Consider the following 24,312-nt stretch of genomic DNA (forward strand, 5'->3'; position numbering starts at 1 on the left):
CGAATAGCCATCGGCCTGGCGGTCGTCATGTCGACGTCCGCGATATACGGGGCCGAAGGGGCCCTGGCCGCCCCGCGGGGGCCCGTCGCGCCGGTCGAGAAGCCGAAGAAGCCCGCCGCCACCACGGCCCCCGACCTCGCCTCCGCGCGCGTCGCGGCCCGCCTGAACGGCAAGCGTGTCGAGGCCCTGTCCGAGCGCACCGAGACCTCCACGACCTGGGCCAACCCCGACGGCAGCCTGACCAGCGAACTGTCCGCCGGTCCCGTCCGCTTCCGTGACGAGGGCGACTGGCGCGATGTGGACCTGTCGCTCGTGAAGGACGCCGACGGCTCGGTCGCGCCCAAGGCGCATCCGCGAGGGCTCGAACTCGGCGAGAAGGGCGGCACGAAGCTCTCCGCGCTGGCCGACAACAGCAAGGCCGCCGCCCGTGACCTGGTCACGCTCGGCGAGGGCGACCAGCAGGTCCGGCTGCAGTGGCGGGGCGGTCTGCCCGACCCGAAGCTCGACGGCAACCGCGCGACCTACACGAACGCGGTGCCCGGCGGCGACGTGGTCGTCGAGGCGACCCGCACCGGCTTCGAGCAGTACGTCGAGGTCAGGGAACGACCCGCGGAGAAACGGTACTCCTACACGCTGCCGCTGAAGGTCAAGGGCCTCAAGGCCAAGCACCTCAAGGACGGCAGCCTGCTCTTCACCGACAGGAAGAACAAGAAGCGGGCCGTGATGCCCGCTCCGGTGATGTGGGACGCCGCCGTCGACAAGCGCTCCGGCGAGCACACCCGCCGGTCCAAGGTCGGCATGAAGGTCGTCAGCACCAAGAACGGTGTCGACCTGGTCCTGACCCCGGACGCCAAGTTCCTCGCGGACCCCAGGACCACGTACCCGGTCACGGTCGACCCGTCGACCTCCTCGCTGAGCAACGTCTTCGACACGTATGTGCAGCAGGGCGAGACGGTCGACCTCTCGACCGACACCGAGCTCGACCTCGGCAACCCCGGCACGACGAACGCCGACGGCACCCCGCGCACCGCGCAGTCCTTCATCAGCTGGAACAGCACGCCGATCCAGGACGCGCTGGTCACCAACGCCAAGCTGAGCCTGTGGAACTTCCACTCGGCCAACACCGACTGCAAGGCGTACCCGTGGGAGGTCTGGGCCTCCCCGGCCGCGTCCACCTCCAGCAGGTGGTCGAACCGGCCGACGATGACCGCGAAGAAGGCGACCTCGACAGAGACGACCGGCAACACGGCCTGCACCTCGCAGCCCGACGGCTGGATCAACGCCGACGTGACCACCCTCGTCCAGGAGTGGGCGTCCGCGAAGACCACCCGCGGCCACATGGGCCTGCGTGCCGCCGACGAGTCCGTCGTCTCGCAGTGGAAGCGGGTCAACTCCGCCAACGCGGCCGCCAATCCGCCGAAGCTGGTCGTCAACTACAACTACCGGCCGCGCACCGGCACCAAGCAGGAGGCCGGCCCGCCGTTCTTCTCCTACGGCGGCTCGTACGTCGTCAACTCGACCACGCCCACGCTGCGGGACACCTTCGTCGACGCCGACGGCGACAAGGTCAACGGCACCTTCCAGATCTTCGACAGCGCCACGGACACCCAGGCCGGTGAACTCCTGGTGTCCAAGTACGTGCCGTCCGGGCAGGCCGCCCAGGTGACCGTGCCCGCCGGAGTGCTGACCGACGGCAAGACGTACAAGTTCCGTACGTCGCCGTACGACGGGACGCACTTCAACACCGGCTGGTCGGCGTGGAAGACCCTCACCGTAGACACCAAGGCACCCTCCGCCCCGACGAAGGTGGCCTCCACCGACTACCCGGCGGACAAGTGGGTCAAGGGCGCGGGCCAGGCCGGTGTCTTCACCGTCACCCCGCCCGGCACCGACCACAACTGGCTGGAGTGGTCGCTCGACGGCGTGACCTGGACCAAGGTCGCCACCGACGGCGCCACCGCGGCCAAGAACATCTCCGTCACCCCGAACCGCAACGGCACCCACACCCTCCAGGTGCGGTCCGTCGACAAGGCCGACAACAAGTCCGAGGCGATCGAGTACACCTTCCACGCCGGAGCCGGCGGCTTCGTACAGCCCGCCGACGGTGAGCGCACCGCACGCCGGCTGCCGCTGCTCGCCGAGGCCGAGGCCGGCAAGTACGACAAGGTCTCCTTCTCCTGGCGCCGCTCCGAGGCGGACAACTGGACCGTGATCCCGGCCGCGCACGTCACCTCCGGCGGCACGGCGCTCACCGCCTGGCCGGTACCGCTGGTGAACGGCAAGAACGCCGCACTGGTCTGGAACGCCACGGAGACGGTCGACCCGGACGGCACCGTACAGCTCAAGGCCGACTTCACCGGCCCGAGTTCGGCCGCCACCAGCACCGCCCCGCTCTCCGTCGTGGTGGACAGGACCGCCGAGGGAGCGGCCGCCACCGAGATCGGTCCCGGCAGCCTGAACCTGCTGACCGGCGACTACACGTTCTCGGCGACCGACGCGTCGTTCTTCAATATGACCGTGTCCCGCACCGCGTCGTCCCGCACACCGGGACGGGGCGGCCAGCAGGCCGGCCAGGCGGCGATCTTCGGCAAGGAGTGGGTGTCCGGCACCGCCTTCGGGCAGACGGACGCCGACTACACGTTCATCCGCAGGATCTCCGACACCGCGGTCGACGTCGTCCTGGAGGACGGCGACGCCGTCCACTTCACCGCGAACACCGCCAAGACCGCCTGGATCGCGGAACCGGGCGCGGAGGACCTGACCCTCGCCGGCAGCGTCGCGGACAGCTTCACGCTGACCGACTCCGAGGGCACGGCGACCAAGTTCACCAAGCCCACGGGCTCGACGACCTGGCAGGCGACCAGCTCGCTCATCGACGGTCTGTCGAACTCCACCACCACGGTCGTCCCCGAGACGGTGAGCGGCACCAGCCTCTCGCGTCCGCAGCGCATCATCGCGCCGACCTCCGCGGTCAGCGCCGCCACCTGCACCACGGCACCCGAGACCAAGGGCTGCCGCTCCCTGCAGTTCGTGTACGCCACCTCGACCACCGCCACCGACAGCGCCTTCGGCGACTTCACAGGCCAGGTCAAGGAGATCCGGCTGTGGTCCACGGCTCCGGGCGCGGCCACCGCGACCTCCAAGTCCGTGCAGATGTACCTGTACGACGGCAGCGGACGCCTGCGTCAGGCCTGGCACCCGCAGATCAGCCCGTCGCTGAAGACCGAGTACTCCTACGACTCGGCCGGCCGCGTCACCAAGTACACCTCGCCCGGTGAACTCCCCTGGACGCTCACCTACGGCAAGGCCGGAACCGCCGCCACCGCGGGCGACGGCATGCTCCTGAAGGCCACCAGGCCGGGGCTGAAGCAGGGTACGAAGGACGTCACCGAGGGTGAGGCCGCCACCAGCGTCGTCTACGGGGTGCCGCTCACCGGCACCACGGCGCCCCACAAGATGGGCGCCTCGGACGTGAAGGCGTGGGGTCAGCTCAGCGGTCCCACCGACGCCACCGCGGTCTTCCCCGCGGACTCCGTCCCGACGTCCAACGTCGGCAGCTCCCTCGCCGCGACCGAGTACAAGCGGGCCGACATCCACTACCTCGGTGTCTCCGGCCGCGAGATCAACTCCGCCGTACCCGGCGGGCACATCTCCATGACCGAGTACGACCGCTTCGGCAACACGGTCCGCACCCTGAGCCCCGCCAACCGGGCGCTCGCCCTGGGTACGACCGCGGCCCAGAAGGCGACCCTGACCGATCTCGGCATCATCGACCGGGCCGCATCCGAGCGCGCCGAGTGGCTCTCCTCCGTGTCGCTGTTCGACGCGAAGGGCACCCGGGAACTGGAGGAGTTCGGGCCGCTGCGCCGGGTCGACCTGACCGAGGACCTCAAGGACGGATCCACGGTCCTGGTCGAGGCCGGTACCTCGGTGCCCGCCCGGTCCTGGTCCGTGTACGAGTACGACGGCGGCCGCCCCACGGACGGCACGGCGTCGGTCCGGGACCAGGTGACCATGGAGATCAAGGGCGCCCGGGTCCGCGACTACTACTCCGTCATGGGGGAGAAGCGGGTCACCGAGACCCAGTACGACTGGGCCAAGGGCCTGCCCAAGCTGACCATCCGTGACTCCGGCGGTCTCAACCTGAAGACCACCACCGGATACGACGCCCAGGGCCGGGTCACCGACCTGGTCCCGCCGGGCGGCACCGGCAACGACGCCGCCAGCACCGTCACCGACTACTGGGACGCGGACGGCACCGGCATGTGCAAGGGCCGTCCCGAATGGGCCGACCAGGTCTGCTGGACCGGTCCCGCCGGGGCCATCACCGGTGGCGGCACCCAGCCCGCCCGGGTGCCCGACAGCACCACCGAGTACGACTACTGGGGCAACCCCGCCAAGGTCGTCGAGACCGGGAACGGCGCGTCCCGCACCACCACGACGACCTACGACGCGGCAGGCCGCAAGACCAAGGCCGTCGTCACGGGCACCGTCGGCACGGCGATCCCGGAGATCACCACCACGTACGACGCGGCCAACGGCCAGATCGCCACGACCACGTCGTCCACGGCGGGCACGATCACCAAGGAGTACGACAAGCTGGGCCGCCAGACGTCCTACACGGACGCCGACGGCGGGAAGACCACCACGGAGTACGACCTCCTCGACCGCCAGGTCAAGGTCTCCGACACCGCACCCTCCACCGTCACGTACACCTACGACCACACCGCGGAACCCCGCGGCCTGGCCACCGGTACGACCGACTCGGTCGCGGGTACGTTCTCGGCGACCTACGACGCGGACGGCTCGGTCGACTCGGAGAAGCTGCCCGGCGGCTACACGCTGGACATCACCGAGGACACCACCGGCGCGGTGACGGCACGGTCGTACACGCGGACCAGTGACGGCACCCCCGTCTACGGGGACACCGTCAGCGAGTCCGTGCACGGCCAGGCCACCCGCCACTCCGGCTGGTCCGGCCAGACGTACCGGTACGACAAGGTCGGACGCCTGTCCACGGTCGACGACACCATCGGCCAGGCGTGCACCCGCCGGACCTACGTCTTCGACGAGCGCAGCAACCGCAAGTCCCTGACCACCGCGGCCTCGGACGCCGGCGCGGCCTGCCCCAGCACCGGAGGAACCACCCAGAGCCACACCTACGACAGTGCGGACCGGATCACCGACTCCGGCTACACCTACGACGCCCTCGGCCGCACCACCGCCCTGCCGGGCACCACGGCCGAGTACTACACCAACGACCTTGTCCGCACGCTCACTTCGGGCGGCAAGCGCCAGACGTGGCAGCTCGACTCGTCGCTGCGCTTCAGGAGCTGGACGTCCGAGACGGGCAGCGGAAGCACCTGGACGCAGACCGACTCCAAGCTCAACCACTACGGCAACGACACCGACAACCCCCGCTGGATCGTGGAGGACACGGCGAGCGGCGCCCTGAGCCGGAACGTCTCCTCGGCATCGGGCGACTTCGCGGCCACCACCGCCAAGAGCGGCTCGACCGTGCTGCAACTCAGCTCGGTGCACGGCGACATCGCGCTTCAGTTGCCGCTCGACACCAGTGTCGCTCCCACGGCCTTCGACGCGGACGAATACGGAATTCCGCGCGACGGCCAGGAACCGTCCCGTTACGGCTGGCTCGGTGCCGAACAGCGGTCCGCGGAAACACCTTCCGGAATCACCCTCATGGGATCGCGCCTCTACAACGCGGAATCCGGCAGATTCCTCTCGCGCGACCCGGTTCCGGGCGGTAATGCCAACGCGTACGAGTACTGCTCGGGTGATCCGGTCAACTGCTACGATCTGAGCGGCAATTACGCCATCGGCGGTCTGCTTCCCGAAGCCGCTATCTGCGCGCTCTTCATCCTGTGGTGCGCGGACATGATCTACGTCACCCACTGGGCACTCAAAGAGGCGAAGCGCGCCTACAAGAACGGCCCGAAGCAGAACGCGTACCGGCATTGCATCTGGCAGGCCCTGCTCACCTGGGCCGTGGGATCGAATTTGGCCAAGTCCCTCGGCTGGGCCCACGAAAAGGCCGCGGGCAGTTCCGCCGCCGCCAAGCGCGATTCCAAGGCCGACAAATACAACAACACCGTCGGAAGGAAGATCGGTGGCCAGATCACGGCCTGGACGTACGGCGGAGCGAAGAAGGCCGCCTGCACCCGTTGCAAGAAGGCCGTGAAGAACCACAAACTGAAGTCCAACGCAAAGGGCAAGAACTGGGTGTGATCCACCCACCGCTCAACTGATCCAAAGGCGGGGCCGACCGGAATGCCCGGTCGGCCCCGCCGTCACCGCCACCCCTCACATTCCCCACGTCCCCGAAAGCGACCATGCTGCTGTCACACCTCCCGGAAGGGCTCCGGGCGCGTCTCGTCCCCGTCGAAGCCGCCGCCACGCTCTTCTGTGCCCTGTGCTGGAAGATCCTCGCCTTCGCGATGTACGCGGAGGGCTACGACCTCGATCCCAGCGCCCCGGTCCAGCCCGCCGGCGACGACCAGATCGAGCTGCTCGCCCTGCTCTTCGCCTGCTCGGTCCCGGTCACCTGGCTCCTCGGCCGGGTCGCCCCGCCCGGTCTGCGCACGGCCCTGGACAACGTCATCGTCGTACGCCTCGCCGTGGCCCTGGCCCTCTCCCTGGTGATGTTCCTGGGCCTGCTCACCGGAGTGCGCATCCCCCTGCTGGGCTGGAGGATCTGAACCGGCCACCCCCGCACACACAGCCGCCCGGACAGGCCGTACAGCACCTGTCCGGGCGGAGGTTTGTCGGTGTCGGTGTCGGGTCGGCGTCGACGGGATCAGCCGATCGGCGCGTACACCACACCCAGCTTGTCGATCTCAGTGCCCGAGCGGCCCGTGAAGCCGACGATCTGCCAGCCGGCCGGAGCCGTGTACGTCACCGCGTCGGAGGTGGCCGAACCGGCCGTCACCGTACGGGACTTGTCGGTGGTGAAGGCGGCCGAGAAGACCCGGGTGCGGCCGTCCTTCTGGCCCCGGGTGAGCTTGACCGAGGTGAGGTGCTCACCGGCGGCCAGGGTCAGCGAAGCGGCCGTACCGCCCGTGCCGCCGTGCGTCAGGGACGTACCGCCGTCGAGCGTGAGCGACACCGCGTCCAGACGGGAGCCGCCGCGCAGCGTCAGCGTGCGGGGCGAGGGCGTGGCCGGGAGGTCGTCCGCGTCGTTGAAGGCCGTGCCGTGCGGGCCGCCGAACGTGTCGCTCGCCCGGAGGTCGGCGGGCAGCGTCCACGAGAAGTCGACCGCGTGCGGGAAGTGGTCGGAGAGGTTGCCGCCCGCCGAGTCCAGGAACTTCGCCCAGTCGTTGTTGTAGCGGGTGGCGGAGAGGTCCACCAGTTCGCTGTCCCGGTAGAGGACCTTGTCCACGACCTCGCAGGCGTTCGTGGGCGCGGTGGTCGGGCAGACGATCGCGTCGCTGCCCTGGGCCGGGGCGTTGCCGCCGCGCACCAGCTGGACCCACGCGTCGGTGAGCCCGTTGGCGGTCGACAGCAGGCGGATGTTGTCGCCCGCGCGGGTGTAGCGGGTGTTGGTGTCGCCCATGACGATCACCGCATTGCCCGAGGAGTTGGCCGTGATGAAGGCCGAGAGCTGCTCGACGTTCTTGCGGCGGGCGGCGAGGGCGTCGTCCGTGGAGTCCGCGTTCGTGTGCACGTTGTAGAGGTCGACGAAGACGCCTTCCGCCAAGCGGACCCGTGCGAGCGAAAATCCCTTGGGCGTAAGGCAGTTGGTGCCGGTGCAGTCGTTCCACCGCACCCGCTCGAAGTCGTCGAACGCGTAGTCCGAGAGGGTGTTGAGCCCGTCGCCGAAGGGCACACCGCCACTGGTCGCCGTGCGGTACGGGTGGTTGTCACCCGCGTACAGCGCCGCGTGGTAGTTGAAGTCCTCCTGCACGTTCACGATGTCGTACGCACCGAGCCGCGGGGAGATCAGCGGGGTGTTCACCGCCGGATTCCCGGAGCTCAGCCCCTCCGGGAGGCCTGCGACGTTGTACGTGAGGACGTTGAAGGTGCCGGAGGAGGGAGCGGCGGCCGCGGCGGGCGTCGAGGCGACGGCGGTGAGCCCGGCGAGGGCCAGCGCGCCGGCCATCAGGGAGCCGATGAGTCTTCTCATGGTGGGGGTGTCTCCAGTCGGAGGAAACAGCGGGGAGGATCGGGGGGACGATCGGGGGAACCTGAATGTTCGGAACCTGAATGTTGCTCAGGTTCAAGGTCAACCAGTGTGACGGACAAGGGCAGTTGGGGGAACAGTGGGAGACGAGGCGACCTGCCGTGTCGGTGTCGCCCTGCGATCACCATGGCGTTGACCAAAGTTCATGTTTCGCATCGAGTCTCCATACGCGCGTCCGCACCGGCGGCGCCGGGCACAGGAGGCCGACATGGGGCACAGTCACGGACACGGACACGGGCATCACCACCACCACGATCACGACCACGCTCACGAGGGCGCTACGAGCCTTCCGGCCGCCTTCGACACCGCCGTACCCGACGAGGCCCTGACGCCCGACCAGCGCTCGCGCCGCTCCATGCTGCGCCGCGCGGGTCTGCTCGGCGCGGGTCTGGCGACCGCCGGAGTCCTCGGCGGTGCGACGAGCGGGACGGCCGCCGCCGCCCAGCCGGCGTCCGGAGGCCGGAGAAAGAAGGGCTTCCTGTGGCTGGCCGGTGACCACCACATCCACACGCAGTACAGCAGCGACGGCAAGTACCGCGTCGTCGACCAGGTCCGCCAGGGCGCCAAGCACGGCATGGACTGGCTGGTCATCACCGACCACGGCAGCACCACGCACGCCAAGATCGGTGTGGACAAGGTCAACCCGGACATCAAGGCGGCCCGAGACGCCTACGAGGACACCCTCGTCTTCCAGGGCCTGGAGTGGAACATCCCGGGCGCCGAGCACGGCACGGTCTTCGTGCACCCCGGCAAGAACGAGGTCTCCGTCCTCAAGCAGTTCGAGACCGACTACGACGGCAGCGTCAAGAACGCCTCCGGCTCCTCGCCCGCCAACGAGGCCCTCGCCGTCGCGGGTCTCGCCTTCCTCGGCGAGCAGGTGAAGCGGCGCAAGGTCAAGGACGCGCTGATGCTCGCCAACCACCCGGCGCGCCGCGGTGTCGACTCCCCGCACGAGATCCGCGCCTGGCGCGACGCGACGCCCGCGAGCCACCAGATCGCCGTCGGCTTCGAGGGCGCGCCCGGCCACCAGGCCGCCGGTATCCCCGCGCCGCTCGGCATGGGCCGCGCCCGGGGCATCTACGACAACAACCCGAGCGTCGACTCCTTCGCCGGCTACCCGCCGGAGAGCTACCGCACCTGGGGCGGCTTCGACTGGATGACCGCCACCGTCGGCGGCCTGTGGGACAGCCTGCTCGCCGAGGGCAAGGCCTGGTGGATCAGCGCCAACTCCGACTCGCACCAGGTCTACGCGGACACCGCCGGCCGCGGCGGCGGCGACTTCAACACCAACGGCCGTTACGACGACCCGGTCTACGCCGGCAAGATCGACATCACGCAGGGCGACTACTGGCCCGGCCAGTACAGCCGCACCCACGTCGGCTCCGAGGACTTCTCGTACGCCGCCGTCATGGACGGCATACGCGCCGGCCGTGTCTGGGTCGACCACGGCCAGCTCATCAGCGGCCTCGACGTCCGCCTCTCCGGCGGCAGCCGCTGGGCCACCCTCGGCGGCGCGCTGCACGTCAAGAAGGGCACCAACGTCACCCTGACCGTGGACATCGCTCTTGCCGACGGCCCCAACTGGGCGGGCTTCACCCCGAAGTTGGCCCGCGTGGACGTCATCCAGGGTGACGTCACCGGTCCCGTCGCCGACAAGGACACCTTCACCGCGCCGACCGCCAAGGTCGTCAAGTCGTACGAGGTCGACAAGTCCACCGGCACGGCCCGGATCACGTACTCCCTCGGCCGCGTCGACCGCCCGCTCTACGTCCGCCTGCGCGGCTCCGACGGCAAGCGGTCCGCCGTCGGCTCGCGGGGCGCGGCCGTCGACCCCGCGGGCCCCGCGATCGACGTCGTCGGCGACGCCGACCCGTGGAACGACCTGTGGTTCTACTCGAACCCCGTGTGGGTCCTGCCCGCGTGAACCAGCACGTCATCACGGTCGACACCGACGTACGCGATCTGCGTGCGGCCGACCACCTGCTGCTGGCCCTGGCAGCCGAACTCGCCCTCCCCGAGGGCGGGTTCGGCTGTACCCACCTGGTCCGCGGAGACCGGCCGAGGGTGGTGCTGTCGTTCACGACGGCGTCCCCCGAGGCCGCCCGCGGGCTCACGGCCAAGGGGTACGAGGTGACGACCGGCGCACCCGACGAGGTGGGCCGGGCCGTCGTCTACCCCGGGTCGGCCGCTCTGACCGGCACGGTGACGGTCGCGGAACTGCTGTCCGGCTCCGCGATCGACCGCGTCACGGTTTTGGGCTCGGCGGATGAACCCCCGCCGGACCAGAGGGTGGTGACGAGGGATCACGTCCGCCCGCAGTGGCAGGACGGCGAACTCGTCCTGACCCTCATGCCGGCGGTAGGAGGGGTGCTGGTCCCGTTCGAGGTCCCGGACCCTACACCGTGCTGCGCGGACCACTGACGAGCGCGACGAAGTCGCCCCAGGCGGTGGGGGAGAGGTTGAGCTGGGGTCCGCGGGTGTTCTTGGAGTCGCGAACGTGGATGGCGGCGGGGGAGGCGGCGATCTCGACGCAGTCGCCTGAGTCGTCGCCGCTGTAGCTGCTCTTGAACCAGGCCAGCTCCGTGGTGCTCATAGTGCTCCTCGCGTCCGCTCCAGCAGGCTCCGGGAATCGTCCGGGGTGAGAGCCTGTGAACGCAGTTTCGCATAGCGCATGTGGAGGACACTGATCGTTTTCGGACTGGCGACGAGCTGGCCGCTTTCTTGTCCCTCGCAGTAGCCGAACCATTCGTTCTCCGGAGTCTCCAGCAACCGGATGGGTCCGTTGAGGCCCGCGTGGACACCGCGCGTCAGCGGCATCAACTGCAGTTCCACGTTGCGCAGTTCCGTTACCGCCAGGAGGTGATCGATCAGCTCGCGCGTGACATTCGTACCCCCTGTCCCGCGCTTGACGATGTGCTCCTCGACGATGAAGTTGAACGCCGTGTTGGGCATCTCGGTCAACAGGCGCTGACGATCCGCGCGGGCGGCGAGCTGGGCCTCGATCTGCGCATCGGTCAGCACCGGCAACCGCGCGTTGAACAAGGTGCGTGCGTACGCCTCCGTCTGGAGAAGGCCCGGCACGAGCCGGTTCTCGAACGTGTAGAGGCTGATCGCCTGCTCCTCAAGGTCCGCCCATTTGCGGAACCAGGAAGCCAAGCCAGGCTCCCGCGTGGCGTACTTCGCAGCGGCCCGCAGCACACCGAACGCGTCCAACACCTCCTCCGCCCGCTCCACATACACCCGCGGAGGTAACCGCCGCCCCTGCTCGATCGACGCCACCGTCGACGGCTGGTAGCGCACCAGCGGTGCGAACTCCTCCTGCGTCAGACCCGCCCGCTTGCGGAAAGCCTTGTGGACCAGCCCGAACGTCTTCAAACTGTCCGACGGCTCGGGCTCGTTCGTCGTGCTGTTGGTCATTCCGACATGGTCACGGAACGTCACGCGTACTGTCCATAACGTGAACTCGTACGGTACGCGGCGTACGAGTGGCGAAGCTGGTCGACGGCCCCTCGCCCCGGGACCGTTGACCCATGCAAGGAGACATCCGGGTCCAAGTGCCCGACACCGTACGTACGTTCACGCAGCTCTTCAGCTGCACCCCGCGAGGGGCCAGGCTCGCGCGGCGGCTGGTCGCGAACCGGATGGACGTGTGGGGGTTCGCCTACGACAGCGAGGCGAGCGAGTCCGTGACGCTGGTCGTGGCCGAGCTGGCGGCGAACGCGGTGCGGCACGGGCGGGTCAGGGGCCGCGACTTCCGCGTACGGCTGGTGCTGCGGGACGAGGCGGACGTCGTACGCGTGGAGGTGGCCGACGGGCGGACCGAGCGGCGGCCGGTGCTCCAGGAGCCGTCTGAGGAGGGCGGGCGCGGGCTGCTGATCGTGGCCGCGCTGGCCGAGAAGTGGGGTACGGACCTGTGCCTGGGCGGGACGTACAAGGTGGTGTGGGCGGAGGTCCGGGTGCCGGGCCGGTGACGGGGCAGCCGGCTGGAAATGTGCGCGGTGCCGGCAGGCAGACCGGTAGAAGTGGGCGGCTGTGGCGAACTGCTCGGTGTTGGTCACTCGGTCCAGAATTCGGTGGCCACGGCGGCGTCCTCCCAGATCTCCTGAGCCGTGTCCTCGTCGATCTCGACGAGCTGCGCCTGTCCGCTCTCCTGAGTGCCCGTCTCGATTCCCTTGTATCCGGCACAGGTGATCGCGAAGGCCAGGGCCTCGTCGGGGTCCATGTCGAAGGCACGGGAGATCTCGCCGGCAATGGAGGAAATGGTAGTCACCGAGGACCTCTTCCCGGAGTGGTTCCGACAGCTCTCAATGGAACCCGGGGAGCCGGCCGCAATCAACCCGTTGGTCGAGCCCGCCCGACCCGCACAATCGCGGTATGACCGACATCGTCGAAGCAGCCTGGTGCAAGATCCTGGCCACCGCCGGTGAGTCCTCCCGGCCGGAGGGCGCACCGCTCCTGGGACCGTTCACCGAGATGGTGCGGGTCGCGCATGCCGAGCCGCGGCTGCGTCGGCTCTACCCGTGGACCGGTATGTGGGAACTGCATTTCAGCAGGTGCACGGAGGGCCGTCCCACCTGGGACATCCCCTACATCGGCACTCTGGGAGACGGCCGGTACTACGTCGAGGGGCCGAGCCGGAGCAGCCCGCGGATCGCCGAGACGGACAGCGCGCGGGCCGCCGTGGCGATGGTCGTCGAGCGACTGCCGCCACACTGCGGTCCGGCCTTCATCGGCAGCGCGGAGGAACTGGCCGCCCACGAGAGGGCATGACGGACCCTAGATCGCGCAGCCGTTCGGGCCGGGCACGCCGTCGATCCAGTTGCTGTTGTTCTCGACGTAGTAGCTGGAAATGATCCCGTACTTGTCCCAGCCCCGCGGCGCGACCATCACCCAGTACGGGTTGCCGCCGACCGTCTGGCCCGGGATCTGGCAGTACACCAGCACCTCGTCCCACGAGTTGATCTGGCCGATGACGCTGGGGCAGTTGGAGGTGCTCGGTGAGGTGGCGCAGTTGCCCTCGTTGATGTCGCGGACGTTGACCCCGTCCGCCCACACGCCGTACCAGCCGCGGCCGTGCCCGTCGGCCGCGGCGCTCTGGGCGGTGGTGACCATGAGGGCGAATGCTCCGGCGGCGGCGAGTGCCGCGGTCATCTTGCGCATGACGTTCCTTTCGATGCCCTGGCGGGTCGGCCCGCGGGAGGGTTCCCGTACTCGTCGCCCCGCACTGTAGGCAGGCGGGGGAGGCCCCGGTCCCTGACATCTGTCAGGGACCGGCGCCTTGGAACAGGAGCAATGCTTGGCCACCGGGAAGAAGCGGCCGGCCGGCAACAGCCGTCCGGCAGTGACTGACACGGAGGAAACTTTGAAGGCACGGTTTCGCAAGAAGGCCGGCGTCGGCGTAGCGGCACTGCTGATGACGGCGGGCATGGGCGTGGCCTCGGCGCCACCGGCGTCGGCCGCACCCGCGGACTGCCCCAGGGGATACGTCTGCGTCTGGAACAACGACGTGGCATGGGGCGCGCCGACGTGGAAGTCGCAGGGGAACCTGTACAACCTGCACTCGGAGCACGGGATGTACATCCTCAACAACGGCGTGCGCTTCCCGGGCGCGGACCACATCCGGTTCAACCTCACCGCCCAGTCGGGCGGCAACTTCCAGGGGTGCCTGCACTACCCGAACGACCCCAACGTCGACATCTTCCTGGGCCCCGTCACCCTGCACAGCGCGGAGTGGGGCCCCGAATGCTGAGCTGACCGCTCACCGCCGACCGCCCGGGTGACGCGGCCCTGAGCGGCCCTCTGCACAGGTCACGGGGGTGCCTGTGTCAGGGCCGCCAGGGGCGGCGTCGCCCACGGCGGGCCCACGGCAGGAAACCGAGGCACGCGCCGTCATCCGTTCACACCCGTGTAGTGCCGCAGGCTCCACCTCCACAGCAGCCGCGACCCCAGATAGGCCGCGGCGCCGAGCAGAGGTGACATGGCCGCCAGCCAGTACGGGACGGCGGTGTCGTGCCCGGTCAGTACCGCGGCCGGGAAGTACGCGACGAACGCCAGCGGCAGGCCGAACGTGAGGAAGCCGCCGACCGCCTTGGGCAGTACGTTCAGCGGATAGCTGCCGAAGGTGCCCAGCAGCTCCTCCAGCCAGCGCCCCCAGTAGTCGGCGGCCGGGAAGCGCAGCGAGGCGCAGGCGACCGCCGTGAACATGGCCGCCTCCAGAAGCATTCCGCCGAGTACGCAGACGACGAGATACGTGATCCGGGTCGCCGTCCAGTCCAGGTCGCTACGGCTCAGGGCGCCCGCCATCAGCCCCGCCGCCACGGTCAGGTCACCGATCGCGTTGGTCGGGAAGAAGGACAGCTGGAGCTGGCGGTAGACGGGCATCGGGCGGACCAGATACGTGTCGATCACCCCCTCCTGGATGTGCCGCGCCAGACCGTGCACGCGCCCCAGGAACAGCACGAACAACCCGTGCGCCAGCATCCGGGTCGCCGGGATCAGCAGCACGTCCGAGCTGTCCCAGCCGCCCATCCCGCTGAACCGGGTGAGCAGCACGGTCGCGAACACGATCACCGACACCTGCCAGACCGCACCGATCGCGATCATCATCAGGAACTCGGAGCGATACTCCAGCTGGGCACGGAAGTTGAGCCGGGTGATGCGCCAGACGACGCGAAGAGCCTTGGCCGGCATGTCAGCCTCCCTGCGATATCACGCGCCGGGCGGCCCGCCGCCACAGCAGCCGGGTGAGCAGGGCGAGGGCCACCACCCAGGCGGCCTGTACGGCCAACTGCGGGCCCGCGTCGGACAGTTCGATGCGGCCGACGTACAGCGACAGCGGCACGCTCAGCGTCGCCTGGAAGGGCAGGAAGCCGCTCATGGTGATGAACCAGTCCGGGAAGAACCACAGCGGCGCGTACACCCCGGACAGCAGGTTCTGCGCGAAGATCAGGATCAGCATCGCCGCGCCGTTGCGGAGCGTCCAGAAGCAGAGCTGGTCGATGGCGAGCATCACGTAGTAGAGGACCCACTGCCCCAGGAACGCGCTGACCGCGAACACCCCTGCGACAGCGGCCGACTTGGGCGGCTCCACGACCCCGGCGGCCAGACAGATCACGTATCCGGCGAGCACCCACACCAGCCCGTACAACTGCTCGCCGAGCGCCCGCAGGGCGTAGTAGCGCTGGGGCGGGAGCGGGCGCAGGTACCAGTAGATGATCGTGCCGAAGTGCATGTGCTGGAGCACGGTGTCCCGGCCCGCGTACTGGTCCAACTCCCTTATCCGGGTGGCCAGTACGGCCAGCACGGCATACGTGACCGCCTGGTCCTTGGTCAGGCCGGCGGTCGTGCCCGTGGCCGCGTACAGGCCGTGCCACAGCGAGGCGACCAGTACCACCTGCACGGTGAGCCGGAGCAGTGCGGCGGTCATCCGCGGCGGGGTGTGGAGTTCGCCGAGCGGGGTGACACGGGCGGCCCGCCAGCCCTGGAGGACGGCCATGGTCACTCGACCCCCGCCTGGACGTACGCGGCACGCATCACGTCCTCCAGGTCGGCCTCGTCCAGCGCGATGTCGGTCACCTCGTACCGCTCGATGACCTGCTTCAGCGCCTGGTGCATCGCCGGAGCCGTGGGCCCGTCGGGTCCGAACACCACCTGCGGGCCTTCGCGGCGCACCAGCACCATTCCGGGCAACGCCTCGACGGGCGTGTGCGGGTCGGCGAGCGTCACCCGCACCTGCCAGGTCGAGCCGAACTTCCGCCGGATCTCGTCCAGCGTGCCGTCCAGGACGAGCCGCCCGTGGTTGATCAGGACGACCCGCTCGGCGAGCCGCTCGACCTCCGTCATGTCGTGCGTGGTGAGCAGCACCGTCCGCCCGCGCTGCTCCACCTGGTACCGGAGGAACTCGCGGACCTGTTCCTTGACCACCACGTCCATGCCGATGGTGGGCTCGTCCAGGAACACCACCCGCGGATCGTGCAGCAGCGCCGCGGCCAGGTCGGAACGCACACGCTGGCCGAGCGAGAGATGCCGCACCCGGGTGTCCCAGAACGAGGACAGGTCGAGCAGCTCGTCGAACTCCCGCAGTCTCGTGCGGTGTTCGGCCTCGGGAACGTCGTAGATGTCGCGCAGGATCGCGAAGGACTCCCGCACCGGCAGGTCCCACCACAGCTGGGTGCGCTGCCCGAACACGGCCCCGATGTTGCGCGCGTTGCGCTCGCGCTCCTGGTACGGGACCACGCCCGCGACCCGTGCCTCGCCGGAGGTGGGGGTGAGGATGCCGGTGAGCATCTTGATGGTGGTGGACTTGCCCGCGCCGTTCGGCCCGAGCAGGGCGAGGAGTTCACCGGGGGCGACGTCGAAGGTGATGTCGGAGACGGCGTCCTTGGCGACCCGCTCCGGATTGACAAGAGACCTGACGGCGCCCATGAAACCGGGGCGGCGCACGGTGGTGTGGAAGGTCCGGGACAGGCCACGGACCTCGATGGAACCGATCACGCGAGGAACCTCCGGGGGAGCGGCGGGCACACGAACACGGCCGTCCGGCTGGGGAGCCGGACGGCCATGTGACCGGTAACAGTGTCAGTCGTCGACCGTTGAGAACACAAAGGAGAATTCAGCCGGTTGAACCCGCAGCCGGTACTGCGGCAGCACGCCGGGACCGCACGACTGCGAGCCGATGCCCTGCTGACCGTGGTCGAGGTTGACCCACACGGTGTCGCCCGGCGTGAGGTCGGTCAGGTGCCGGGCCGCGTCCAACTGCTCGGTCGTCCACTGCCGTGCGGTGAACCAGAACTCCGGGTCGCCGTCGATCCGCAGGTCACCGACCTCGGCCCAGCGGACGTCGGAACGGGCGCCGTTCTCCTGCGGGCGCACGTACGGTGTCTGCAGGTCCTCGACGCTCGTGTCCCACAGGAGCGTCTTCGCCGCGGCCCCGGTGTCCGGGTACGCCTCGCCACCACTGCCGAACCACGTCACGTTCTCCCCGAACGACGCCGGCAGCCCCAGCCGGATGCCGAGCCTGGGCAGCGGCACCGTCCAGTCGCCCTCGGGAGTGACCGAGACGGTCAGGCGCAGTCGTGTCCCGTCGGACGTCCACCGGTACACGGTGCGCAGGCCCACCTCCCGGGCCGCCGGTGCCACCCGGGTCCGTACGGTCAGCGCGTCGTCCGTCAACTCCACCGCGTCCAGCCGGTGTTGCATGCGGTGCAGGCCCAGCCTGCGCCACTCCACGCCGTTGCGGACGTCGTCCTGCCAGGACGCGCCGTCGTCGTTGTCGGTGGTGGCGCGCCACACGTCCAGGCGCAGGCCGGTGACGTCCGTCGTGCCGATGGTCCGCAGCACCCCGGTGCGGGCGTCGAAGGAGGCCGGGCCGAGGGTGATCCGGTCGCTGTCGGCAGCGGGCCGCGCGCCGGTGGCCGCCGGAAGGGGCCCACGCGGCGTGACGGTCTGCTGCGCCCACGCCACGTCGTGGCCGCGGCCCGCCCAGGGGGTGTCCTCGGCGAGCAGCGCGCGGACCGTCCACTGGACCTCCTCGCCCTGACCGTCGGGCGCGGTCGCGGGCAGCTTGACCTCGGCCGACTCCCCTGGTGCGAGCGACGGCACGGTGAGCCAGTGCGCACCTGTGGGGAATCCGTCCACCTGGTACGAGAACTCGAACTCCAGATGCGAGAGGTCGGCGAAGTCGTACGCGTTCGTCACCCGCACCGTGCTGTTCGTGCCGCCGCCCTCGATCCGGACCGGCTCGATCACCTTCTTGTACTCGACGAGCCCCGGTGAGGCCGTGCGGTCCGGGAAAAGCAGCCCGTCGCAGACGAAGTTCCCGTCGTGCAGTTCCTCCCCGAAGTCACCGCCGTACGCGAAGCCGAACCGCTCGTCCTTGATGCCGTGGTCGATCCACTCCCAGATGAAGCCGCCCTGGATGCGGTCGTGCGCCTCGAAGATCCGCTGGTAGTCGGCGAGCCCGCCAGGACCGTTGCCCATGGCGTGCCCGTACTCGCACTGGATGAAGGGCAGTTGGCGCCGCTTGAGCGGCCCGCCGTCCAGGCCCTTGCCGATCCGCTCGACCTCGGCATGGTCCACGTACATCCGCGAGTACATGTCCGTGTCGCGGCAGTTCCAGTCGCCTTCGTAGTGGATGAGCCGTGAGCGGTCACGGCCACGGATCCACTCGGCCATCGCGGTCAGCCCGCGCCCGGTGCCCGCCTCGTTGCCCAGCGACCAGATGACGATCGACGGGTGGTTCTTGTCGCGCTCGACCATGCGGGACGCCCGGTCCAGGAGCGCCGGCGTCCAGCGGTCGTCGTCCACCGGATTGTCCCGCCAGGCCTGCTCGGTGAAGCCGTGGGTCTCCAGGTCGCACTCGTCGATGACCCACAGCCCGTACTCGTCGCACAGGTCGAGGAAGGCCGGGTGCGGCGGATAGTGGGAGGTGCGCACGGCGTTGATGTTGTGCCGCTTCATCAGCAGCACGTCCTCGCGCATGGTCTCCAGGTCGAGGGCGCGGCCGTGCTCGGGGTGCCACTCGTGCCGGTTGACGCCCTTGAACAGGACGGCCGTGCCGTTCACCTTGATCAGGCCGTCCGCCAGCACGACCGTACGGAAACCGATCCTGAGCGGCACCCGCTCGCCCTCGGTGACCAGCGTCCCGTCGTACAGCCGGGGTGTCTCGGCGGTCCACGGCCGGACCGGCACGGTCACGGACTCACCGGTCGCGACATCGATGTCCAGCTCGGGCACGGTCACCCGCCCGTCGGCGTCGGAGTCGACGCGCAGGGTCCCGGTGCCTTCGAGATGGTCGTACGAGGCGTGCACGAAGAAGTCGAGCGCGCTGCCCGGCGGCCGGTGCAGCAGCGTCACGTCACGGAAGATGCCGGGCAGCCACCACTGGTCCTGGTCCTCCAGGTAGGAGCCCGCCGACCACTGGTGGACGCGGACGGCGAGTACGTTCCCCGACTCCTTCAGGAGGTGCCCGACCGCGAACTCGTGCGCCAGCCGGGACCCCTTGAACTCACCGATGTCCGTCCCGTTCAGCCACGCCCGGGCACACGACTCCACCCCGTCGAAACGGAGCACGGCCCCGCCCTCCGCCGGCCAGCCGTCCGGCAGGTCGAAGACCCGCAGATGGTCGCCGGTCGGGTTCTGAGTCGGCACCCGCGGCGGATCCACCGGGAACGGATAGCGGTGGTTGGTGTAGATCGGCGCCCCGAAGTCCCCGTCACCCTGGAGGACCCAGTGCCCGGGGACCCGCACCTCGGGCCAGCCCCCGGAGTCGAATCCCTCGGCGGCGAACGATTCATCCTCGGCATCAGCAGTCGCCGAGAGCCGGAAACGCCAACTGCCGTTCAGGGAAAGGGAAGCGGCGTCCGAGGAGGCGTACCACGCCCGGGGCGGCAGCGCGCCGCTCCCGGGCGAGACGTCCTCGACATGGTCGGCGCCGACGGAATGGGTGGTGCGCAAAGACATCGTTCTCCTTGGTCAGCCCTTGATGCCCGTCTGCGCGACTCCCTGCACCAGCCAGCGCTGGAGGAACAGGAACACGAGCACCAGGGGCAGGATCGAGATGGCGGTGGCCATGAAGATCAGATGGAAATTGACGGTCTGGTTGGTCATGTACGAGGAGAGCGCGACCTGGACCGTCCACGCGTCCTCGCCCTGGCCGATGACCAGCGGCCACAGGAAGGCGTTCCATCCGCTGATGAAGGTGATGGTGGCCATGGCCGCGATGAAGTTCAGCGAGTTGGGGACGACGATGCGCCAGTACGCGCCCCAGTAACCGAGACCGTCCATGCGTGCCGCCTCCTCCAACTCCTTGGGGAACCCCAGGAAGTACTGCCGGAACAGGAAGCAGGTGAAACCACTGAAGAGGCCCGGGATGATGAGACCTCGGTAACTGTCCACCCAGCCGAGCGACGAGACCAGCACGAAGCTCGGTACGAACGTGACGGCCGCCGGGACCATCAGGGTCACCAGAACGGCGTAGAAGATCTTGTTGGCGTGCTTGTACGGGATACGGGCGAGACCGTAGCCGGCCAGTGAGCAGACCAGCAGGGTGCCGACCGTGTGCAGGACGCCGACGACCGCGGAGTTCCACAGCGAGCGGGCGAAGGGCACGGTCTCGTCGTTGAACAGCTCGGAGACATTGCCCCACTGGATGTCGGTGGGGAAGAACTTCCAGTTCTCGCCGGTGATCTCGGCGTCCGTGGACAGGGCGTTGCGGACGATCAGATAGAAGGGGACGAGGAAGAGCAGGGCGCACACACCGGTGGCGATGTACAGGCCGGTGGAGCTGAGTACGCCACGCCGGTGGCGCCTGCGCTCGCGCTTGTCACGAGGCTCGGCGGCCGCTTTGCGGGGCTCGATGGTGGTCGTCACTTGGACTCCTCCCCCCTTCCGAAGCCCAGGAACCGGCCCTGGAGCAGGGTCACCATGCAGATCAGCAGGGTCAGGATGATCGCGCCCGCGCTGCCGGCGCCGTAGTCCTGGTCGTCGCCCAGGGCCGTGTAGTAGAGCTCGACGAGCGGTGGCCGGCCCCACGTCGTCTTCGTGAGCAGGTTGAAGAACTCGTCGAAGGCCTGGAACGCCGCCACGAGCAGCAGCAGGATCACGGCGGTCGACGTCGCCCGCAGCTGGGGCAGGGTGATGAACCGGAAGGTCTGCCAGCCCGGCTTGGCGCCGTCGATGGCGGCCGCCTCGTACAGCTCCGGCGGGATGTTCTGCAGGGCCGCCAGGAACAGGATCATGTAGAAGCCGGCCTGGAGCCACAGCCGGACCGTGAGGATGACCAGCCAGTACCAGGGCGGGTTCGGGTTGGCCAGCCAGGCGATGTTGTCGATGCCGAACCAGCCGAGGACGGTGTTCATGAGGCCGAAGCGCACACCGCTGAAGATGGACATCTTCCAGATCAGCGAGGCGGCGACGAAGCTGCACGCGGTCGGCAGGAAGAACACCGACCGGAAGAACGCCTTCATGAAGCGCAGGCGGTGCACCATCAGCGCCAGACCCAGCGACAGCGCCCAGGTGATCGGCACGACGATCGCGGCGAAGACGGTGAAGGTCCACAGCGACTTCACGAAGTCGCCGTTCGTCAGCATGAACCTGTAGTTGTCCAGGCCGACGAACTTGTCGGGCGTGACGGTGTAGCGCGCCTCGAAGAAGCTGAGCCAGGCACTCCAGCCGATGGGGACGTAGACGAAGATCACCAGGCCGAGGAGGAACGGTCCGGTGAAGAGCCAGAAGTTGAACGTGGTGCCCCGCACGCCCCGCCGCGGCTTGGCCTTGGAGGCCTTGGCCGGGGCGGAGCGCGTGACGTCACGCGTGGTGGTGGTCGACATGTCGTTACCCGTCCGCACCGTCCCTCGGCCTATCCGAAGAGCTTCTTGAGCTCGCGGTTGACCTTCGCGTCCGCGGTATCGAGGGCCTTCTCCGGTTCAGTGCCCTTGCGCACGACGTCGGCGATCACCTCTTCGAACGCCGTGATCATCGCCTGCGTCCAGGACGGGTTCTCGAACCGTCCGTACTCGTTGAACAGCTTGACGCCCTCGGCCGGCAGACCCGACTTGAGCTTGTCCGCGGACTCGGCGATCGACTTGCGCGGCGGGATGTGGAAGCCGTAGCTCAGCGCCCAGTCCTCCTGGTGCTCCTTCTGGTCGATCCACAGCCACTTCACGTACTCCTTGGCCAGGTCGACGTCCTTGCCCTTGGCGTTCACGAACATCGACCAACCGCCGTTGAAGACGGACGGCTTGGCCCCGTCCGCGGCCACGGGGTAGGGGAAGACGCCGAGGTCGTCGCCGAGCGCCTTCTGCATCGCGGGCATGGCCCACATGCCGCACCACTGGATCGCGCAGAGGCCCTGGATCAGCGCGGAGGGGTCCCAGGAGTCGGCGGGCGCGCCGGTCAGCAGATGACCGGCCTTGAACATCGTGCGGTACTTCGACAGCGTCGTCGCCACCGCGTCCGTGTGGTACGCGATCTTGTTGTCGGCGGTGAGCTGGTCCGCGCCCGAGGACCACACCAGGGGGTACTGCGTCTGGACCAGGTCGTTGCCGATGAACAGGCCCTTGACCTTGTCGGTGGTGAGCTTGGCGGCGGCCTCGACGAGCTCGTCGAGGGTCCCCGGCACGTCCACGCCCGCCTTCTCCAGCACCGACTTGCGGTAGAAGAAGAACTGCGGGTCGTCGATCATGCGGACGCCCCATATCTTCCCGTCGACGGTGTGCGACTTGAGGTCGGCGGGGTTGAAGTCGTCCTTGACCGGGTTGATGAGGTCGGACAGATCCGCGACCTGGCCGCTCTCGATGAGCTGCAACTGGGGGTGGAACTCGAAGACATCGGGCGCGTTGTCGGTGAGCAGCGCCGAGAACAGCTTGCTCTCGAAGTTGGAACCCGTGATCCACTGTGTGGTCACATTGGCCCCGTCGTAGTCCTTCGCGTACCGCTTGATGGCCTGCTCGGTGCCGGCCTCGCCGTACGCGTGGAAGTACTGCACGAGGTTCTTGCCCGAACTGCCGCCGCCCTCACGGCCGGTGTTGCCGCCGCAGGCGGCCAGCGGACCCAGCGCGGCGAGCCCCGCCGCGGCTCGCAGTACGGATCGACGGTCCCAGTTGCTGTTGCTCAGTGCCGACATTCTGACGTCCTTGTCTCGAGTACGGCTGCGGCTCGAAATCGCTGCGCGGTGGCGGGACGTTAACCTTCGGCTAATGCTTCGGCAAGGGGTTGGACGAAGTCTGTTCGAAGCGTTGCACCCCGTCCGGAATACCGGACGTGGGGGGTGTCGACGTCAAGAAGACGGCGCTCGGCGACGGGCTAAGAAGACGGCGCTGTACGGCTCTTGGCGGCGGAGACGCGACGCGGGGCGGCTGTCCTGCCGCCCGAGGGTCTCAGGCCCACCGAACTGAGGGCACCCTCCAGCGCGAACGTCGCCGCGCCCAGGCACACCGGGTCGGTGGGAATGGGGGAGAGGACGATCTCGGTGCCGGCCAGCGGCCGTCTCAGCGCATGCCGGGCCACGGCCTCGCGGACCTCGTACAGCAGCGGTTCGCCGAGCGTGGCCGCGACCCAGCTGCTCAGCACGATCACTTCGGGGTTGAGGAGGTTCACCAGGTCGGCGATGGCGGCGCCGAGATAACGCGCGGTGTCCCGGACCACCTCGGTCGCCACCGGGTCCTGCGCGGCGACCCCGCGTCCGATCGCGTTGATCGTCGCGGTCTGGTCCTCGGGATGCAGCAGCGTGCTGGCGGGGCTCAACTCCCGCAGGTTCAGCATGATCCCGGGCGCCCCGACATACGTCTCCACGCACCCGTGGTTGCCGCAGTGGCACGGCCGCCCGTCCAGCACGAGCGTGGTGTGACCCCACTCGCCGGCGCTGTTGCTCACCCCCCGGTGCAGCCCGCCGCCGAGCACGAGCCCGGCACCGACACCCGTCCCGAGGTTCACCACCACGGCGTCCCCGCGCCCGCGCGCGGCCCCGAACCACAACTCGGCGACCGCGCAGGCGCGCAGCGGATTGTCCAGATACAGCGGATAGGCGATGTGCTCGGCGAGCAGGTCGAGCAGCGGCACGTCGTGCCAGTCCCAGTTCGGCGCGTACTCCGAGACACCCGCCTCCCGGTCCACCTGGCCCGGCACGCTGACCCCGACCCCGAGCACCCGGGCGCCCTCGATACCGGCCTGCGCGACCACCGAGCCGACGGCCGAGGCGACATGCCCGACGACCTGCTCAGGACGGATCTCGCCGGGCCGCATGTCCTCGTCGGCACGGGCCAGCACACCCAGCGCCAGGTCGAACAGCTCGACCCGGACGTACGTCTCCGCGATGTCGACGCCGATCAACGCGCCCCCCGACGCGTTGACGGCCACGAGGCCCCGCGGGCGGCCACCCGCGGAGTCCTCGAACCCGACCTCCGTCAGCATCCCCAGGTCGAGCAGCTCCCCGACCAGCGTGGCGATCGTGGCGAGACTCAGCCCGGTGGCGGCGGCCAGTTCTTGGCGGGACGTGGGCGAGTGGGCGATGATCTGGCGCAGCACCCCATAACGGTTCGCGGTGCGGATGTCGCGTGATGTGCGCTTCACCAGAACGTGCCCCCTCGGTCCCTCCAGGCCATGGCGGCCCGACGGCC

Annotated in this window: 20 protein-coding genes; 7 read left to right on the forward strand and 13 right to left on the reverse strand. The window is 69.1% G+C overall.

Translation table 11 applies throughout. The features are described 5' to 3' along the window. Positions 1-27 precede the first annotated feature (27 nt). Both ACFWXQ_RS10310 and ACFWXQ_RS10315 read left to right on the forward strand, forming a co-directional pair. Complete coding sequence (locus ACFWXQ_RS10310; protein ID WP_383939490.1) at positions 28-6,246, forward strand: DNRLRE domain-containing protein; 6,219 nt, start codon at positions 28-30, stop codon at positions 6,244-6,246. A gap of 104 nt (positions 6,247-6,350) precedes the next feature. Beyond that, a complete protein-coding gene (locus tag ACFWXQ_RS10315) occupies positions 6,351-6,716 on the forward strand; it encodes a hypothetical protein (protein WP_383939459.1) in 366 nt (121 codons plus the stop codon). Between the two features lie 98 nt (positions 6,717-6,814). On the opposite strand, the gene ACFWXQ_RS10320 is transcribed toward ACFWXQ_RS10315, so the two are convergent. Then, positions 6,815-8,140 (reverse strand): jacalin-like lectin, encoded by a 1,326-nt coding sequence (locus tag ACFWXQ_RS10320; protein ID WP_383939456.1) that lies wholly within the window; start codon positions 8,138-8,140, stop codon positions 6,815-6,817. Between the two features lie 265 nt (positions 8,141-8,405). On the opposite strand from ACFWXQ_RS10320, the gene ACFWXQ_RS10325 reads away from it, so the two are divergent. Then, positions 8,406-10,121, forward strand: a complete 1,716-nt coding sequence (locus tag ACFWXQ_RS10325; protein WP_383939453.1) for a PHP domain-containing protein — start codon at positions 8,406-8,408, stop codon at positions 10,119-10,121. Continuing rightward, entirely contained in the window at positions 10,118-10,618 is a 501-nt protein-coding gene (locus ACFWXQ_RS10330) for a hypothetical protein (protein WP_383939450.1), read from the forward strand. Before ACFWXQ_RS10325 ends, ACFWXQ_RS10330 begins: the two co-directional genes overlap by 4 nt. Here ACFWXQ_RS10330 and ACFWXQ_RS10335 read toward each other — a convergent pair. Both ACFWXQ_RS10335 and ACFWXQ_RS10340 read right to left on the reverse strand, forming a co-directional pair. Continuing rightward, a complete protein-coding gene (locus ACFWXQ_RS10335; RefSeq protein ID WP_383939447.1) occupies positions 10,593-10,790 on the reverse strand; it encodes a DUF397 domain-containing protein in 198 nt (65 codons plus the stop codon). The genes ACFWXQ_RS10330 and ACFWXQ_RS10335 overlap by 26 nt on opposite strands. Then, positions 10,787-11,614: a Scr1 family TA system antitoxin-like transcriptional regulator gene (locus ACFWXQ_RS10340; RefSeq protein ID WP_383939444.1), complete on the reverse strand. Its 828-nt coding sequence runs from the start codon at positions 11,612-11,614 to the stop codon at positions 10,787-10,789. Before ACFWXQ_RS10340 ends, ACFWXQ_RS10335 begins: the two co-directional genes overlap by 4 nt. 113 nt (positions 11,615-11,727) lie before the next feature. Between ACFWXQ_RS10340 and ACFWXQ_RS10345 the strand changes: the two genes are divergently transcribed. Continuing rightward, positions 11,728-12,168, forward strand: coding sequence for an ATP-binding protein (locus ACFWXQ_RS10345; protein ID WP_383939441.1), 441 nt, complete (start codon positions 11,728-11,730; stop codon positions 12,166-12,168). A gap of 83 nt (positions 12,169-12,251) precedes the next feature. On the opposite strand, the gene ACFWXQ_RS10350 is transcribed toward ACFWXQ_RS10345, so the two are convergent. Next, entirely contained in the window at positions 12,252-12,467 is a 216-nt protein-coding gene (locus ACFWXQ_RS10350; RefSeq protein ID WP_383939438.1) for a hypothetical protein, read from the reverse strand. 104 nt (positions 12,468-12,571) lie between these two features. Between ACFWXQ_RS10350 and ACFWXQ_RS10355 the strand changes: the two genes are divergently transcribed. Next, the gene (locus ACFWXQ_RS10355) at positions 12,572-12,967 is read left to right on the forward strand and encodes a DUF6193 family natural product biosynthesis protein (RefSeq protein ID WP_383939436.1); all 396 of its coding nucleotides are present in this window, start codon (positions 12,572-12,574) and stop codon (positions 12,965-12,967) included. Between the two features lie 6 nt (positions 12,968-12,973). Here ACFWXQ_RS10355 and ACFWXQ_RS10360 read toward each other — a convergent pair whose 3' ends face one another. Continuing rightward, positions 12,974-13,357 carry a hypothetical protein gene (locus ACFWXQ_RS10360; RefSeq protein ID WP_383939433.1) on the reverse strand — a complete coding sequence of 128 codons (384 nt, stop codon included), beginning with the start codon at positions 13,355-13,357 and terminating at the stop codon, positions 12,974-12,976. A 202-nt stretch (positions 13,358-13,559) separates the two neighbouring features. Here ACFWXQ_RS10360 and ACFWXQ_RS10365 point away from each other — a divergent pair, with 202 nt between their 5' ends. Then, positions 13,560-13,946 carry a peptidase inhibitor family I36 protein gene (locus tag ACFWXQ_RS10365; RefSeq protein ID WP_383939430.1) on the forward strand — a complete coding sequence of 129 codons (387 nt, stop codon included), beginning with the start codon at positions 13,560-13,562 and terminating at the stop codon, positions 13,944-13,946. Between the two features lie 140 nt (positions 13,947-14,086). Here the strand turns inward: ACFWXQ_RS10365 and ACFWXQ_RS10370 are convergent, their stop codons facing one another. The 8 genes from ACFWXQ_RS10370 to ACFWXQ_RS10405 all read right to left on the reverse strand — a co-directional run bounded on the left by ACFWXQ_RS10370 (position 14,087) and on the right by ACFWXQ_RS10405 (position 24,265). Continuing rightward, the gene (locus ACFWXQ_RS10370; RefSeq protein ID WP_383939428.1) at positions 14,087-14,887 is read right to left on the reverse strand and encodes an ABC transporter permease; all 801 of its coding nucleotides are present in this window, start codon (positions 14,885-14,887) and stop codon (positions 14,087-14,089) included. Position 14,888: 1 nt separating this feature from the next. Continuing rightward, positions 14,889-15,692: an ABC-2 family transporter protein gene (locus ACFWXQ_RS10375; RefSeq protein WP_200395173.1), complete on the reverse strand. Its 804-nt coding sequence runs from the start codon at positions 15,690-15,692 to the stop codon at positions 14,889-14,891. 2 nt (positions 15,693-15,694) lie between these two features. Further along, positions 15,695-16,690: an ATP-binding cassette domain-containing protein gene (locus ACFWXQ_RS10380; RefSeq protein WP_383939425.1), complete on the reverse strand. Its 996-nt coding sequence runs from the start codon at positions 16,688-16,690 to the stop codon at positions 15,695-15,697. A gap of 84 nt (positions 16,691-16,774) precedes the next feature. Next, the gene (locus ACFWXQ_RS10385) at positions 16,775-19,657 is read right to left on the reverse strand and encodes a glycoside hydrolase family 2 TIM barrel-domain containing protein (RefSeq protein ID WP_383939423.1); all 2,883 of its coding nucleotides are present in this window, start codon (positions 19,655-19,657) and stop codon (positions 16,775-16,777) included. A 12-nt stretch (positions 19,658-19,669) separates the two neighbouring features. Then, positions 19,670-20,566 (reverse strand): carbohydrate ABC transporter permease, encoded by an 897-nt coding sequence (locus ACFWXQ_RS10390; protein ID WP_383939420.1) that lies wholly within the window; start codon positions 20,564-20,566, stop codon positions 19,670-19,672. Beyond that, on the reverse strand, positions 20,563-21,525 hold the full coding sequence (locus ACFWXQ_RS10395) for a carbohydrate ABC transporter permease (RefSeq protein WP_383939417.1): 963 nt from the start codon (positions 21,523-21,525) through the stop codon (positions 20,563-20,565). Before ACFWXQ_RS10395 ends, ACFWXQ_RS10390 begins: the two co-directional genes overlap by 4 nt. Before the next feature lie 29 nt (positions 21,526-21,554). Further along, a complete protein-coding gene (locus ACFWXQ_RS10400) occupies positions 21,555-22,820 on the reverse strand; it encodes an ABC transporter substrate-binding protein (RefSeq protein WP_383939414.1) in 1,266 nt (421 codons plus the stop codon). Between the two features lie 179 nt (positions 22,821-22,999). Further along, positions 23,000-24,265 carry an ROK family transcriptional regulator gene (locus ACFWXQ_RS10405; protein ID WP_383939411.1) on the reverse strand — a complete coding sequence of 422 codons (1,266 nt, stop codon included), beginning with the start codon at positions 24,263-24,265 and terminating at the stop codon, positions 23,000-23,002. Positions 24,266-24,312: the final 47 nt, after the last annotated feature.

Origin of the sequence: Streptomyces sp. NPDC058697 (genome assembly GCF_042715345.1) — a bacterium.
GTDB classification, from domain to species: Bacteria; Actinomycetota; Actinomycetes; order Streptomycetales; family Streptomycetaceae; genus Streptomyces; species Streptomyces liliifuscus.

Bases quoted from the DNA above. Each gene is read 5' to 3' on its own strand.
- ACFWXQ_RS10310 (WP_383939490.1), top strand. From the start codon at position 28: ATGTCGACGTCCGCGATATACGGGGCCGAAGGGGCCCTGGCCGCCCCG.
- ACFWXQ_RS10355 (WP_383939436.1), top strand. From the start codon at position 12,572: ATGACCGACATCGTCGAAGCAGCCTGGTGCAAGATCCTGGCCACCGCC.
- ACFWXQ_RS10370 (WP_383939428.1), bottom strand. From the start codon at position 14,887: ATGCCGGCCAAGGCTCTTCGCGTCGTCTGGCGCATCACCCGGCTCAAC.
- ACFWXQ_RS10385 (WP_383939423.1), bottom strand. From the start codon at position 19,657: ATGTCTTTGCGCACCACCCATTCCGTCGGCGCCGACCATGTCGAGGAC.
- ACFWXQ_RS10345 (WP_383939441.1), top strand. From the start codon at position 11,728: ATGCAAGGAGACATCCGGGTCCAAGTGCCCGACACCGTACGTACGTTC.
- ACFWXQ_RS10320 (WP_383939456.1), bottom strand. From the start codon at position 8,140: ATGAGAAGACTCATCGGCTCCCTGATGGCCGGCGCGCTGGCCCTCGCC.
- ACFWXQ_RS10375 (WP_200395173.1), bottom strand. From the start codon at position 15,692: ATGGCCGTCCTCCAGGGCTGGCGGGCCGCCCGTGTCACCCCGCTCGGC.
- ACFWXQ_RS10395 (WP_383939417.1), bottom strand. From the start codon at position 21,525: ATGTCGACCACCACCACGCGTGACGTCACGCGCTCCGCCCCGGCCAAG.
- ACFWXQ_RS10315 (WP_383939459.1), top strand. From the start codon at position 6,351: ATGCTGCTGTCACACCTCCCGGAAGGGCTCCGGGCGCGTCTCGTCCCC.
- ACFWXQ_RS10335 (WP_383939447.1), bottom strand. From the start codon at position 10,790: ATGAGCACCACGGAGCTGGCCTGGTTCAAGAGCAGCTACAGCGGCGAC.
- ACFWXQ_RS10340 (WP_383939444.1), bottom strand. From the start codon at position 11,614: ATGACCAACAGCACGACGAACGAGCCCGAGCCGTCGGACAGTTTGAAG.
- ACFWXQ_RS10325 (WP_383939453.1), top strand. From the start codon at position 8,406: ATGGGGCACAGTCACGGACACGGACACGGGCATCACCACCACCACGAT.
- ACFWXQ_RS10360 (WP_383939433.1), bottom strand. From the start codon at position 13,357: ATGCGCAAGATGACCGCGGCACTCGCCGCCGCCGGAGCATTCGCCCTC.
- ACFWXQ_RS10400 (WP_383939414.1), bottom strand. From the start codon at position 22,820: ATGTCGGCACTGAGCAACAGCAACTGGGACCGTCGATCCGTACTGCGA.